Below are 14224 nucleotides of genomic sequence, written 5' to 3' on the forward strand. Positions count from 1 at the left end.
CCATAAGAAAGCTCTCTAAAATATACTAATTCTTTATTTTTATAGCATAAAAATAAAGGCCGCAAATGCGACCTTTAATTAATATGAGTCCGAACGACGCCCGAAGTAATCTAAAAACTTAAATGGTTAACGCTCGAAAGAATTAACCAAATTCTTAGAAACTTAGTAATACTTAGTATTACACCTCGCTCTATACGCTTATATGACAACAGCGTGCTGACCAATTTTTCATCTGACCATCTAGGTTGTCAAGGTCGATGTAACGTCTTTCAGCAAAGACTCATCTATTAGGGTATCATTCCCCTGAGAAATGTCAAATTCTATCTTCTTTTCCCTTTTTTAAAAGTACTTTCTAATCATGCAACAACCTGTTTTACAAATAAAAGAAGATACAATAGAGCAGAATTTATTTTGGGAAATTAATGGTTCTATCGATCTAGCTATAATTCCTGGCAATACCATAAAAGGTATTCCTCATGATCTTCCAATTAGATTACAAAATGGCTATGCAAAAGGTAGAAATGGATTTGGCTATCTGCATATTTTAAGAAATCATGGTCAAGAATTTAATCGCTTAAGACCCCCCACTGATGTTTTCGGATTTTTGGTGAAAAAATTAGGCCAAGGAGGGAGTTTTCATCATCAAACAGATAAAAGAAAAGGGCTCTATTTAGCAATGCTTCCTTCTGGGGTTATTATTTTGGATTATGTTGCAAAGGGTAGAGATTCCTTTTTTACAATTATTACAGCTTATACAACCAATCGTTCTATTGATGGTAAAGAAATAGGTAGATATATCAGTACTTTCCAAGTTAAACCTAAGAAATAATAAAACTTTTTAGAAAAGCACCATCTATTTTTCATTTAACATAAAATCTCTTATACGAAATTCAGATGTAAGCCACTGAATAGCCAACGATTTTATAGACACCTTTTAGTTAGATTTTTTCAGTTTTTATAAGAACTACTGATTAGGACCTTGACGCCCTGCTTTTTACTGGATAATCTTATTTTAACGCAGCAAAATCTGTGTCCAGGCGTGAGAACCTGATAAAATCTAGGTGCAATTAAATGTCGCACTTGCGGCTATTTTTTTGCCTACTGTTAAGCAGTCCCTATGGTAGCTTAGCAGGGCAGCTTCGTGCTGGCTGATCCTAGATTCAGTATTCTCACCCCTGTTAAGTTGCCTCCATTGCCGTGAGAAGTGATGGAGATAATTAAACTCTTATCTAGGAAACTGCTATGCATATTAAATTCAATGATGCAAACCCATGCATCCCAAAAAACCTCGCTAAACAACTGATTGTCGAAAGCGCTAAACTTCTGAATCATCAACAACGCCAAGCCTTGCTCGATATTTTCATGACTTTAGATCAGGCGGAAAAAACAGCTGAAAAGACACTTCAGCAACATGCTGTAGCGCAACAAAGCACCCACAACTTTTCTCAAGATCACGAATACCAAGAAGACAATCAGGAATATTGGTCAGGTCATTACTATGATTCTTACAGTCAAGAATATCCGGAAGATTGGGTAAAACGGACTCAGTCCACCCCACATCGTCATAAGCTCCCTAGAACTACTTACTGATCGTGGGGGGTTCCTCTTTAAAAGTAGGCATCATAATCCGAGCTACTCGACAGAGTTGGCTCGGATGAATACCGGGGAAACTGAGGGATTTGAGAACCTGATTACAGTCGTTGAACTGCATATTAAAGAACTCAATACCTCTGCCTTTCAAAATGTGTTTCCTGATATTGGCTTTCATCAAATTTATATTCAAATCTTTCATTTCATTAATCCCTCTTTACATTTCACAATCCAGTCCTGAACTGCGCTCAGCAGCCCGTTGCTTTGCTTGTAGCTCTTTGCGCTTATCTAACTCATCTAGAGCCTTGAAGATATATCCTGGATTAAATCCGCTAACTTTTGTTGATACTGCTCGACTGAGTTCATTCTCTCGCTGATTTGGTTCGCCAGTGGCTTCGTTTGCTTCTCTATTTCTGCTTGCACCAGGCTCGGCAAAATCTCCCTTAACAAGCTTCTCAATTCTTCTTGTACGTCTAAAGAACTCACCAATTTCGTCACATGCGTCTTTAAAACGGTCGCCAATTCGTTCTGTAAAGCCTCTGAAAAATGCTCTGAGACTGTCTGCTCTGAGAGTTTTTTCACTATTTCCTGATAGCGTTTGACGATCTGCACTTCTTCCTCGCTCTTTTTGAGTAAGATCGCTGTGTAATCTTCTAGTTGCTGCAAGGCTTTCTCGTGCAATCCTAGTGCTTTCTGCTGCTCTTCCAGCTGCTTCAAGGCCTTCTCTTGCTGCTGCTGTTGCTGCTTCAATTGCTGTTGTTGTTCTTCGATAATCCCCAATAGCTGGGCTTCTAGACTGCTCATTTACTTCTATTTCTCCACTATTACCCGATAATTGCCCTCGTAATGCGGAGCTTTCGGGTCTATCTGTACGCACAATTGTTTGTCGCAAGTCAAAAGATTCAAGGTTGCTCCCCTCACTCGTAAATCCTCGATTTGCTGGTTCATTCGGCTTAACTGATTTTTTTGGTAATTTAGATAAAGTCCTGTTGCTATACTGCTCATAACTAAAACGCCAACTAGAATAATCAACGGCCAAACTGACGTAATAAGGGCTTTTTTCAAAGTCGCTTGGCGCACTATATCTTCTTGTAAGCGGTTCGACTCTTGCAAGATCTCCTCTAAGCTCTCGACTTGCTTCTGGCAGGCTGCCTGAATTTCGGTGATTGCTTCTGTATGTGCTTTCTGCAACGTCTTCTTGTCTGTTGTAATCTGCTCGATAATCTCGCTCGTGGCTTCGCTCTGCTGATTTTTCAACGCCTCCTTGTTGGTCAAGATTTGGGTCTTTAGCTCTTTCGTGGCTTGCATGTCCTGCTTTCTCAAGCTCAGCGTCTCTTTGCTGATACTTCTGCTGAAATTCTCGGATCTTGCCGTCAATTTGTTCTGCGTATCGCTGAAGATTTTCTCTATAACGCTTTCGAGCTTCTCTTCTGTATCGTTCTGACGCTTCTGCTGTAAGGCTATCGCCCTCTGCTCCAAATCTGAAATTCTGCTCATAAATAGCACCTTCTAAGCGAATAGGGCGTGAGTTTTCATCGCCATAAGGATTTCTAATGGAAATGGCTTTTGCTGTTTCTTTAGTGACATCTAACCCAAGATCAATAAGCCACTGTTTCATGCTCTCACGGTCAGTAATAAAGCCTTCTTCAATTTGTTTTTTTGCTGCTACATCTAAAACTCTTTTGATGTCTGCGGTATTTTTAGGCAGGCTTTTCTTAGTTTTGATGTCTTGGCGAAACATCGGATCGTCTGGGTCATGTAACTGATGCTCAAAGTTAATAATCTTCTTAAACAGATCAACTCTCGGCATATCGGCCTCATGATAGAAGGGCTGTAGCCGGTTTCCTGTCAGGATTTCAGTGTTTGGAATCAAGAAATTTAACTCAAGCCTGCGCTCCCCTGTTTCCTCGTTTATCTTGTCCCGATGCTCAATCCAAAGCACTCGATACTGATCTGAACTCATACCTGGAAAAAGACAGTGCTCAAAATCGGCCATGATTTTGCGCTTGGCTTCATCTGATAAATCGCTCTCGTAAAAACTCAGGCATCCGGACGTATATTTTTTTGCAAAAGGCGAACTGTCTATAAGTCCTGCAACTTCTTGCTCATTACCACTTAAAATTTTTGCATGCTCACGGTCGCGCTTTTTCCCAAGAAAGTAATCAAGCGGCCCTTTTGAAAGTCCAGCGCCATATCTGAAAAATTCGACAATCATTTTAAGTCTCGTCTCAGTGCTTCAAGGTTTTCATTGATAGCAATCAACAGGTGAAACAGTCTCACAGCATCAAACGGCTCACCTTTAGCAATATCAGTATTTAAAGCTTTTGCGACCTGATTAATGTTGTTACCAATTCTTGAAAGTTCGAGTAAAAACTCTCGATCAAGTTTTGTATAAACATGCTTTTGTTCTCTCCCGCCTACTGCTGCCATAGCTGACTCACGCAAGAATCTAGCGACATTTTCAACATTCCCATCTCTTAGTTTTTGAAGCTCGGTATCTGACATTCTCACCTTGTAAACTTTGTTTCTCGTTTTCATTTTCGACTCATGCTGCTTTTGCTTTTTACCGCCAAGCTTGTCTTGGCGGTCGGGGGGTTTCGGGGTCTCCCTGAACAAGGTCATAGAACCAATTTTTGAGCGAAGCGAAAAAAGGGGTCTCTATGTATCCTTGCGTTCCAATACTGATTCACCTGACGTTACCAGAAATAAAAAAAACGGATCTCCGTTAGTAGTGTTTTTGAATTTTTTTTCTGATGCTAATAAATGAATAAACTTTTCAGGCGTGTTCAAGGACAGAAAATAGCGAGTGAACTGGTATGTTTCTTAGATTTTTATACGAAGCGTTGAAAGAGATAAGGCTCACTTTTATCTGTATCTGTGCAATTTGAATGCTTCCGGTAGATCCAGAGCGAGTGTCTACGAGCGAACTTACAAAATTTGCGCCTATACCCTCTGAAAAACAGCTTTTTAGGCTGTGAAGCCTAAATAAGCGTAAATTACATGCAGAAAATTGAGTCTAGATCGAGCGCAGCGAGTAAAAAAGCTCTATGAGCGAAGCGAATTCATCGTGCTTTTGCTTTTTATTAAAGTCACAACGAGATGAGCCAAAAAATTGCCCCGACGAATCGAGCGAAAGCGAGATTCAATAGAGTTTGAGCGAGTGAAACGAAGCGAAAACCAAGGGCAATTTTTCAAATGTTCTTTTTTAATTATTTTTAAATCTTTTAAATCTTTTAAGTCCTCTGTAACCCATATATAGCAAGGGTTTTAGAGATTAACTATGAGGGATTGACTACTAACTATGATGGATTGACTACTAACTATGAGGGATTGACTACTTAATCATGAGGGATTGACTACTAACTATGAGAATATTATAGTTCTCATAATTTGTTAAAAAGTATAAATAATGGGCTTATCTAAAAAAGAGTTAATCGTTAAATCAAACCAAGTCATTGAAGCGTCATACCAGCTAAGCTCAACAGAGCAACGTATAGTTTTAGCAGCTATCAGTAAAATTAGTAGATATGAAGAAATTACAGATGATGAAATTTATCGAGTTACAGTTGATGATTTAAAAAATTTAGGTGTCCATGAAAAAACAGCTTATAGAGATCTAAAAGATGGTGTTAATCGTTTATATGATAGGTCGATAAACCTAGCTATTGATGATGAATCTATAAAAATGAGATGGGTTCAATCTATACGATTTTTGGAAAGTAAAAGCGTTGTCGGACTTAGATTTTCTAAAGAGATTTTACCGTTCATTTCTAATTTAAGCCGTGAATTTACGAAGTATTCTTTATCAGATATAGCTGGTATGAGTAGTGCATATGCAATACGCATCTATGAGTTATTAAGCCAATATCGATCCATAGGAAAACGTGAAATCTCTGTTGAGAGTTTACGGAAGATGCTGGAACTCGGCAAAAGATACCCTCTATTCGCTGATTTAAAAAGATGGGTTATTGATACCGCAGTAGACCAAATAAATGAGTACAGCCCTTTAAACGTAACATATGAGCAGAAGAAGACTGGACGTAAAGTTACTCATATTCTGTTTTCTTTTAAAGAAAAGACCAAAAGCATTAGCCACCAGGATACAGATATAGCAAAAGATTTTTATAAGCTGACAGATGCTCAAATCAACATGTTTGGCAATCAACTTTCTCGCTTACCAGAACTATCTTATTTGGCTGTTGGAAATGAAAGTTATGAAGCACTAGCTTCAAAAATCAAAGAGATGCTAAGAGATCCAACACAACAAAAACAATTCATTCCACACTTAAAGAACTTGGGCTTTAAACCTTGAGTGTATTGGAGAATACACATATTGTATTCTCCAATACGTTTTTAGAATACACAGCAATACACTATGAATACAGCTACAAAATACAGTGTTAGTGATGCTGCAACTCTGTATAAAAAATCTAGAGCTACACTCTATAAAGACATAAAAAACGGGGTATTAAGTCGTGATCATGATGGCTTTATAGACTTTTCAGAATTACTTAGGGTTTATGGGGAACCATTTGGAGCAAAACAAGTAAAACATATCGATACGTCTTCAATACAAAATCAAAATACACCCGAATACATAGATAAAACAGTTGTAGAACTGAAGAATCAGATCGATTTCTTGAAAAAACAATTAGAGAAAGCCGAAGATCGGGAAGCCAAGGCGAATGCTCGTATCGATACGCTTCTTACACTCATTGAGATGAAGCCCCCTCAAGCCAATATGACTACGTTTACCGATCCGAAATCTAGCCAAGATATAGCAACGGATCCTCGGTCAGAACCTGAGCCGAAACATGACGGATTGACTACTCCGGAAAAAACGGAAAATAAGCGGATTCCAGTGCCTAAACACATTGAACCAGAGCCTGAAAAAAGAGGCTTTTGGAGCCGTTTTTTTAGACCCTATGATTAACCACGATTGTTTAACTGAGATGAACAAAGTTGTGGAACATTGCTCAGTTATTGATCGTGGAACGTGAAAAATCACAAAAAAAGCCCACCTTGGGGAAGATGGGCTATCAACTAGGAACTACAGCTTTGATTTCTAAAGATAATTATAACGCATTTCGTATAAGGTGTATTATGTTAATTTTAGAGATTCTACATAAACGTAAAATCTCCTGCACTTAGATTCTGGCATGTGTTCCATACTTATCAATCATGATAGAGCTGGCTTCATTTAAGCCACGCACAGTGACATTCACACTATTCTTTTGGAATTTATTTACAACAGAATCAAGCATGGCGACTGATGTTACATCCCAAATGTGAGAATGGGTCAAATCAATAATCACATCCTTTACATTCTCTTTAAAGTCAAACCCTTGCATGAATTTTTCAGAAGAACTAAAGAAGATCTGACCTCTCAAATCATATAAACGGGCTGTTCCTTCAAAAGATGCTATTACTTGGATATCATTTTCAAGTTTATTCGCTAGGAACAAAGCTGAAAGTAATACGCCTGTTAACACACCCAAAGCCAGGTTATGCGTAGCAACAACTACAATCACAGTCGCAATCATGACGATATTACTGCTCTTAGGATTATCTTTTAACTGAGTGACAGAACTCCATTCAAAGGTACTGATAGAGACCATGATCATTACCGCTACCAATGCAGCCATTGGAATCACTTTGAGCCAATCGCTGATAAATACAACCAGAATAAGAAGAAAAATACCCGCAGAGAATGTTGATAAGCGTGTAAGACCACCCGATTTCACGTTAATCATGGATTGACCAATCATGGCACAACCGGCCATCCCCCCCATAAAGCCAGAAGCAATATTCGCGATACCTTGTCCTTTACATTCTTGGAATTTATCACTTGGTGTATCTGTCATTTCATCCACGATGGTTGCTGTCATCATCGATTCAAGTAAACCTACAGCCGCCAGTGCGACTGAATAAGGCAAAATAATCATCAATGTTTCAATATTCAAAGGAATATTTGGAATCAAGAACATTGGAAGTGTGTCAGGTAACGATCCCATATCACCCACAGTTCTTACATCAATTCCTAGAGCAATTGCCAGTAATGTGATTGCAATGATGCAGACAAGTGGAGAAGGCAATAATTTTCCTAATTTGGGAATCATAGGGAAGAGATAAATAATCGCCAAACCTAAAGCAACTAAAGCATATACATGCCAGGTCACATTAATCAGTTCAGGCAGCTGAGCCATAAAAATTAAAATTGCTAACGCATTTACGAATCCAATAACCACAGATTTAGATACAAATCGCATTAACTTGGCGAGCTTTAAATAGCCAGCCATTATTTGAATTACACCCGTCAAAATTGTTGCTGCAAGCAGGTATTCAAGCCCATGCTCTTTGACCAAAGTAACCATGAGCAGTGCCATAGCCCCTGTAGCTGCTGAAATCATAGCTGGACGACCGCCTACGAAAGAAATCACGACGGCTATACAAAGATGCGTATAGACCGACTTTAGGATCTACACCTGCAATAATTGAAAATGCGATGGCTTCAGGGATGAGTGCAAGACCGACGACTAATCCAGCAAGTACATCCCCACGGATGTTAGAGAACCACTGTTCTCGGACATTAGACAACATAAACATAGCCTGTTTTTTAATTTTTCAGATAGGCTAGTGATGTGATATATACAACACACAAGCGACTACACCACATCACTAGACAGTGATGAGTTATTTACAGATTTAAGACGGTAAATAAACTTAAGGTGGCGTAAGTGTCATAAGATGAAAGAACGTTTTAGAGTAAAAAAATCAGGACAAGGGTAACAGCTAGGTACTTTTTTATAAAGCCTGGATGTTATATCCAAGCTTTGTTTAATCGGTATTTTATGAAGCTTTTGGTAGTGTTCAAAAAACTGTGTCATTTCCTTAAACTGTTAAAAACAGGAATGATGCATTATGGCAACTACATTTGATTTTGAAACAGCCTTAAAACAACTCCAGTCAGGACAAGCACTGACTGGAGAAAATGGCATACTCACCCCTTTAATTAAACAACTGACCGAAGCTGCTCTTGAAGCAGAAATCGAGAATTACATTGAAGCGAATCCGAAACAAGGTAATCGCCGCAATGGCTATACTCGCAAGACAGTAAAATCTACATCAGGTTCATTTGAGCTTGAAACCCCTAGAGATCGAAATGGTGAATTTGAGCCACAGTTAGTTAAAAAGAACCAGACCAAATTATCAGAAGAAATTGACAATAAAATCATATCACTCTATGCACTTGGTATGAGCTATCGTGATATTCAAAAGCATGTTGCTGATATGTATGGATTGGAGATTTCAGATGGTGCTATCACCAATATTACAGATAAGCTCCTCCCTCAGTTACAAGCATGGAAACAACGCCCACTCGATACAATTTATCCCTTTGTTTGGTTAGATGCCATACATTACAAAGTGAAGGATAAAGGTGTTTATGTGAGCAAAGCGATCTATACCATTTTAGCTTTAAATGTTGAAGGTAAGAAGGAACTACTCGGCTTGCATTTATCGGAAAGCGAAGGGGCGAACCATTGGCTTAGTGTACTGACAGACCTACAAAATCGTGGTGTTCAGGATATTCTGATTGCCTGTGTAGATGGACTAAAAGGTTTCCCCGAAGCCATAGCAGCGATTTACCCTCAAACAGAAATACAACTGTGTATCGTTCATCAAATTCGTAATTCTTTACGCTATGTTGCCAGTAAAGATCAGAAGGCATTTATGGCTGATTTAAAGCCAATTTACCGTGCTGATACCAAAGGGGCGGCAGAAGTAGCACTGGATGAGCTAGAAGAAAAATGGGGCGAAAAATATGGTGTGGTCATTCAGTCATGGCGTACCAAATGGCATCTACTATCCGCCTATTTCAAATACCCTAAAGCGATTAGGAAGCCGATTTACACCACCAATGCCGTTGAAGCCGTACATCGTCAATTCCGCAAACTAACCAAAACCAAAGGAGCTTTCCCCAATGAGGATAGTCTGATGAAATTACTGTATATTGGTATTCAACAGGCATCAGAAAAATGGACAATGCCTATTCAGGAATGGGGACAAACGATTACTCAATTATCCATTTACTTTGAAGGTCGATTAGATGATATAATTAAAATCTAGTCAAATTTACTGACACAGAATTTTGAACGCCCTCAAGCTTTTGGCTCCCCAAGTAATTGACCTATTTCCAAACGTGTATAGCCACGTTCTTTAAAAATCAAAACAATAGCCTGTTTATAATCTTCAGAAGTAGAAGTCTTATACTTAGTTATCAGTTGATTTTCAGAATTCAGCTCAAGATCATTTTTGATGGTCAATACTTCGCTAGAGATCTTGTTAAAGATATTTAGGTTAAACATACAGGCACTCGTCATCCGTATTATAGCGGCCCGACTATAACGAATACCTGTCTTAGCTACGCTAGACACCCTTGGCCGCAAGGATTACAAATTAAGAAAAATTCCGCAAGTTTTTGTCTATTGAAAGAATAAATAATCTCCCAACTGCTATCTATTTAACATAATGGCGGTTATACGCAATACACTTGTATATTAATATAAATATCAAACACTTAATAAAACCATAAAAATGTAAAAATGCCCAAAAAGCCGATTTTGAAACAAGTCGGCTTTTTTATGTTCGATTCTGTAAGATTTTGCCAATAGAAAATGGAACAACTTTGCAAAGTTTACAATTTTGTATTAACATTTTTATATTAACAAAAAGCGATGCAACTATGGAAATTGAGTTTTCATGGGATGAGCATAAAGCAGAAACAAACCTCAAAAAACATGGTGTAGCTTTTGAAGATGCAACATTGGTTTTTTACGATGCTCATGCCTTATATAAACAGGATCGCTTTGAAAATGGTGAATATCGTTGGCAAGCGATAGGTATGGTACATGGGCAAGCTGTTTTATTGGTGGCCCACACAGTACAAGACCATAATGGGATGGATCATATCCGCATTATTTCGGCACGACAGGCAGAGAAAAAAGAGAGGAAACAGTATGAGCAAAACCGTTACGTACAAAGTAGATTTGAATAATCCTCCTGTTTTGTCTGAAGAACAAAAGGCAAGACTTGAAGCATTAGATAAACGTCCAGACAGTGAAATCGATTTTTCAGATATTCCTGAACTTGATGACAGCTTCTGGAAAAATGCAGTGCAAAATCCATTTTACAAGCCGACTAAACAAGTAACTACGGTTCGCATCGATGCAGATGTCATGCAGTGGCTAAAAGCCCAAGGCAAAGGCTATCAAACACGAATGAATAAAATTTTACGGGATGCCATGCTAAAAGAATTAAAAAATCATCAATAAAAATGGGAGCTTAGGCTCCCATTTTTGACTGCGTATAACGTGTATTATGTTAATTTTAGGAAAACTTATAATCAGAATAATTAACAGCCACTGTTTTATTGGTAGCTATTAATTATTTGAAGGATTGTAATTTTTACCTATGAGTACTTTGATCTTTTGTTTTCCAAAGAGAGTATAGAATTCCTGTAAACAAGATGATGAACGTGATCGAAAGGGAGACTGGCGGTGGAATTTTTCCTATACCTAATCCATCAGCTATAAAAATTTTTGATCCAATAAAGACTAACAATACTGCTAATGCGTACTTCAAATAATGGAAGCGGTCGACCATTGCTGATAGGGCAAAATATAAAGCACGTAATCCCAAAATTGCGAAAATATTTGAAGTATAAACAATAAATGGATCTGTCGTAATCGCAAAAATCGCAGGAACACTATCTATTGCAAAGATCAGATCTACAAATTCAATCATGATCAAGGCTAGAAAAAGTGGTGTCATAAACCAGGTTAATTGGTTAGTTTTTGGATCAATCTTTTTCACCCAGAACTTCTCTGCATGAAGCTGCTCAGTGACACGAAATCTTTTTTTAATAAAGTTCAAAATAGGAGAATTTCCGACTTCATATTCTTTATCAACACTTAGCCACATTTTTATCCCTGTAAAAATAAGAAAGGCTGCAAATATATAAAGAACCCATGAAAATTGGCTGACCAGTGTTGCGCCCACGCCAATCATGATACCTCTTAGAAAAATTACACCTATAATTCCCCAAAATAAGACTCTATGCTGATAAATTCTTGGTATCGAGAAATATGAAAAAACCATTGCAATGACAAAGATATTATCCATCGCTAATGATTTTTCAATTACAAAACCGGTTACATAGTTAATCCCTGCCGTGGGTCCGAGATACCACCACACCCATGCGCCGAAAAGTAAACCTAATGTAATATAAAATGCTGATAGTGCTAAGCTTTCTTTAACACCAATCTCTCTTACCTTACGATGAAATACTCCAAGATCTAGAATAAGCAGGACAAGTACAATAAGGATAAAGAAAATCCACATCCAAACAGGTTTATCTAAAAAATTCGAAAATAGAACGTCCATAGTTTTCCTCTGCTTATCCTTGAACCGTACCGGGTTTGTCGGAGATTTTTTGATTAAAGAAAGAGTACAGTATTTCTATTTGAAGCTGCAATCTTTGACGCAATTTTGAGTTTAGTGAAGTTTGAATCAGACATTTTTTCTCAATACATGACGATCTCTAATCTTAACTTCAATTAAATGCTCAAATAAAAGAGTAATTATAAATGATTCCTTGCGATTTAAGTTATTCATCGTCTTTGTGATGATCATTATCTAATAGCTTACAAGTAAAAATTATTGCTAATATGACTAGGCTAGAAGAAATACCAGTATATAAGTTGGCTAAAGTTCCACCAAAAGCAACAAGATCTTCTAAAAACAAGATGACTATAACTATAATAGATACATGTAATATAATAAGTTTTAGATCATGAAACTTCTTAATTGATAGTGTCTTAAGAAAAGAACTATTGTCAAAAATAGCTTGTTGAATAAATAATTTATAAAAACCTGCTGAAATTAAATGAAATGTAATAGCAATTAACGAGACATCGAGGATTTTTAAAAATTTAACAACAACTATTTTTACTTCAAAATTAGTTGCATATATATTTTTTATAATAAAAATTATTGCATCAATTAGAAGATATATAGTTGATAAATATAAAAAAATAGAAGATAGTATGCAATTTATAATAACTATAATAACTAACAATCTACTCTTTTCAAAAAAATTTTGTAGCACTTGATAACATCCCTTAAAATGAGGCTTTGTTGCATAAATATGTAAGCATCTGATTTAAATAAATTTAATTTTGGATCAAAAAATAATCAAAACTTTTAAAATCATATAGTTATGATATCTTTGTGCAACAAAGCCGTCCAGTACTGGAAACTACATCATAACCTCTCTGATTAACTGAATCAGCTAATTGTCCTAAGGTCATCATAGCTACATAAAGTTCCCCAATTCTTCCTGTTAAATGCCTTAATTCTGCAATAGGCATTCCCCGGTAATCCTCCCATAAATAACCGAAGTTAAAAGTAGAGGTTAAGCAGCCATTAGAGGTGGCCTTCCTTTGTTTGCTTGGTGTGGTCTTTCATGGTTGTAATGCCACAACCAGTTTGTTGCATAATCTTGTACTTCATCCAAAGTATCAAATAAATGCTTGCTCAGCCAACTATAACGTATGGTCCGATTATAGCGTTCAATATACGCATTCTGCTGTGGCTTACCCGGTTGAATATATTCAATACGAATACCGTGCTCAGTCGCCCAGCGCACAAATTCGTGACTGATAAATTCGGGACCATTATCGCATCGGATCACTAACGGTTTTTCTCTCCACTCCAGCAATTGATTCAACGTACGAATAACCCTGATTGTGGGCACTGAGAACCCTGCTTCAATGGCTAGGCCTTCGCGGCGGTAATCATCAATCACATTCAATAATCGAAACTTGCGACCATCGGAAAGCTGATCATGCATAAAATCTAATGACCAAACCTGATTTTCTCGGATTGGTTCTTTCAATGGTTCAGGCGCATGCCGTTTTAGTCTTCTTCTCGGTTTAATACGCAGATTCAGTGCCAACTCACAGTAAATGCGGTAAACCCGCTTGTGATTCCAGCAGCAACTCCCAACATGCCGTAAATACGAGAAGCACAAACCAAAGCCCCAATCGGAATTTTCCTCAGTGAGTTCAATGAGCTGTTCAGCAATGAGTGCATTGTCATCGCTGAGATTGGCTTGATAGCGGTAGCAGGTTTCACTAATGCCAAATGCTTTACAAGCCAAACGAATACTAATGGCATGCTGGGCAACTGCCTGTTGTGCCATCTTACGCCGGCAAGATGGCTTTACCCTTGCGTAGCAGTGCTACTCATTGCCATCGCTTCCTGGATGATTTCGGCCTTTAATCGCTCTTCCGCATACATCTTTTTAAGTCTGGTATTTTCGGCTTCTAGCTCTTTCAGTCGATCCATTAATGATGTATCCATACCACCATATTTGGCACGCCATTTATAAAAGGTAGCATTACTCATGCCGTGTTCACGGCAAAGGGTCGCTACAGGTGTGCCAGATTCTGCCTGTTTCAAGATGGACATGATCTGACTGTCAGTAAATTTAGATGTTTTCATGCAGAATCTCCTGCTCGTATCTTAAGAGAAAATTCTACTTTTAGATCCTATTATTTTTAGGGGGGATTAC

At 37.8% G+C, this 14224-nt stretch carries 12 protein-coding genes and 2 pseudogenes; 7 read left to right on the forward strand and 7 right to left on the reverse strand.

From position 1 onward, the window contains the following. Nucleotides 1-358: 358 nt before the first annotated feature. A complete protein-coding gene (locus AC0T5Z_RS13595) occupies nt 359-829 on the forward strand; it encodes a hypothetical protein (protein ID WP_004761025.1) in 471 nt (156 codons plus the stop codon). A 413-nt stretch (nt 830-1242) separates the two neighbouring features. Further along, nucleotides 1243-1590 carry a hypothetical protein gene (locus AC0T5Z_RS13600; RefSeq protein WP_070155624.1) on the forward strand — a complete coding sequence of 116 codons (348 nt, stop codon included), beginning with the start codon at nt 1243-1245 and terminating at the stop codon, nt 1588-1590. 217 nt (nt 1591-1807) lie between these two features. Here the strand turns inward: AC0T5Z_RS13600 and AC0T5Z_RS13605 are convergent, their stop codons facing one another. Beyond that, nucleotides 1808-3805, reverse strand: a complete 1998-nt coding sequence (locus AC0T5Z_RS13605; RefSeq protein WP_179996664.1) for a relaxase family protein — start codon at nt 3803-3805, stop codon at nt 1808-1810. Then, nucleotides 3802-4128 carry a plasmid mobilization relaxosome protein MobC gene (gene mobC, locus AC0T5Z_RS13610; RefSeq protein ID WP_179996665.1) on the reverse strand — a complete coding sequence of 109 codons (327 nt, stop codon included), beginning with the start codon at nt 4126-4128 and terminating at the stop codon, nt 3802-3804. The genes AC0T5Z_RS13605 and mobC overlap by 4 nt, the downstream gene beginning before the upstream one ends. A gap of 871 nt (nt 4129-4999) precedes the next feature. Here mobC and repM point away from each other — a divergent pair. Together repM and AC0T5Z_RS13620 are read left to right on the forward strand one after the other, a co-directional pair. Beyond that, nucleotides 5000-5902 (forward strand): replication initiation protein RepM, encoded by a 903-nt coding sequence (gene repM / locus AC0T5Z_RS13615; protein WP_070155630.1) that lies wholly within the window; start codon nt 5000-5002, stop codon nt 5900-5902. A 63-nt stretch (nt 5903-5965) separates the two neighbouring features. Next, nucleotides 5966-6523, forward strand: coding sequence for a plasmid replication DNA-binding protein (locus AC0T5Z_RS13620; RefSeq protein ID WP_070155632.1), 558 nt, complete (start codon nt 5966-5968; stop codon nt 6521-6523). A 214-nt stretch (nt 6524-6737) separates the two neighbouring features. Here the strand turns inward: AC0T5Z_RS13620 and AC0T5Z_RS13625 are convergent. Beyond that, nucleotides 6738-8190, reverse strand: a pseudogene (locus tag AC0T5Z_RS13625) (SulP family inorganic anion transporter). A gap of 321 nt (nt 8191-8511) precedes the next feature. On the opposite strand from AC0T5Z_RS13625, the gene AC0T5Z_RS13630 reads away from it, so the two are divergent. Next, nucleotides 8512-9717, forward strand: coding sequence for an IS256 family transposase (locus AC0T5Z_RS13630; protein WP_004973108.1), 1206 nt, complete (start codon nt 8512-8514; stop codon nt 9715-9717). 32 nt (nt 9718-9749) lie between these two features. Here AC0T5Z_RS13630 and AC0T5Z_RS13635 read toward each other — a convergent pair whose 3' ends face one another. Further along, nucleotides 9750-9956 (reverse strand): hypothetical protein, encoded by a 207-nt coding sequence (locus AC0T5Z_RS13635; RefSeq protein WP_435337831.1) that lies wholly within the window; start codon nt 9954-9956, stop codon nt 9750-9752. A 377-nt stretch (nt 9957-10333) separates the two neighbouring features. Between AC0T5Z_RS13635 and AC0T5Z_RS13640 the strand changes: the two genes are divergently transcribed. Beyond that, nucleotides 10334-10645: a BrnT family toxin gene (locus AC0T5Z_RS13640; RefSeq protein WP_435337830.1), complete on the forward strand. Its 312-nt coding sequence runs from the start codon at nt 10334-10336 to the stop codon at nt 10643-10645. Continuing rightward, nucleotides 10608-10922, forward strand: coding sequence for a BrnA antitoxin family protein (locus AC0T5Z_RS13645; protein WP_435337829.1), 315 nt, complete (start codon nt 10608-10610; stop codon nt 10920-10922). Before AC0T5Z_RS13640 ends, AC0T5Z_RS13645 begins: the two co-directional genes overlap by 38 nt. 133 nt (nt 10923-11055) lie before the next feature. On the opposite strand, the gene AC0T5Z_RS13650 is transcribed toward AC0T5Z_RS13645, so the two are convergent. The 3 genes and pseudogenes from AC0T5Z_RS13650 to AC0T5Z_RS13660 all read right to left on the reverse strand — a co-directional run bounded on the left by AC0T5Z_RS13650 (nt 11056) and on the right by AC0T5Z_RS13660 (nt 14154). After that, nucleotides 11056-12033, reverse strand: coding sequence for a TerC family protein (locus AC0T5Z_RS13650; protein ID WP_435337828.1), 978 nt, complete (start codon nt 12031-12033; stop codon nt 11056-11058). A 223-nt stretch (nt 12034-12256) separates the two neighbouring features. Further along, on the reverse strand, nt 12257-12757 hold the full coding sequence (locus AC0T5Z_RS13655; RefSeq protein WP_435337827.1) for a YqhA family protein: 501 nt from the start codon (nt 12755-12757) through the stop codon (nt 12257-12259). A gap of 306 nt (nt 12758-13063) precedes the next feature. Next, a pseudogene (locus AC0T5Z_RS13660) lies at nt 13064-14154 on the reverse strand (IS3 family transposase). Nucleotides 14155-14224 lie beyond the last annotated feature (70 nt).

Source organism: Acinetobacter pengchengensis (genome assembly GCF_982235305.1).

Bases quoted from the DNA above. Each gene is read 5' to 3' on its own strand.
- AC0T5Z_RS13595 (WP_004761025.1), top strand. From the start codon at position 359: ATGCAACAACCTGTTTTACAAATAAAAGAAGATACAATAGAGCAGAAT.
- AC0T5Z_RS13600 (WP_070155624.1), top strand. From the start codon at position 1,243: ATGCATATTAAATTCAATGATGCAAACCCATGCATCCCAAAAAACCTC.
- AC0T5Z_RS13605 (WP_179996664.1), bottom strand. From the start codon at position 3,805: ATGATTGTCGAATTTTTCAGATATGGCGCTGGACTTTCAAAAGGGCCG.
- mobC (WP_179996665.1), bottom strand. From the start codon at position 4,128: ATGAAAACGAGAAACAAAGTTTACAAGGTGAGAATGTCAGATACCGAG.
- repM (WP_070155630.1), top strand. From the start codon at position 5,000: ATGGGCTTATCTAAAAAAGAGTTAATCGTTAAATCAAACCAAGTCATT.
- AC0T5Z_RS13620 (WP_070155632.1), top strand. From the start codon at position 5,966: ATGAATACAGCTACAAAATACAGTGTTAGTGATGCTGCAACTCTGTAT.
- AC0T5Z_RS13630 (WP_004973108.1), top strand. From the start codon at position 8,512: ATGGCAACTACATTTGATTTTGAAACAGCCTTAAAACAACTCCAGTCA.
- AC0T5Z_RS13635 (WP_435337831.1), bottom strand. From the start codon at position 9,956: ATGTTTAACCTAAATATCTTTAACAAGATCTCTAGCGAAGTATTGACC.
- AC0T5Z_RS13640 (WP_435337830.1), top strand. From the start codon at position 10,334: ATGGAAATTGAGTTTTCATGGGATGAGCATAAAGCAGAAACAAACCTC.
- AC0T5Z_RS13645 (WP_435337829.1), top strand. From the start codon at position 10,608: ATGAGCAAAACCGTTACGTACAAAGTAGATTTGAATAATCCTCCTGTT.
- AC0T5Z_RS13650 (WP_435337828.1), bottom strand. From the start codon at position 12,033: ATGGACGTTCTATTTTCGAATTTTTTAGATAAACCTGTTTGGATGTGG.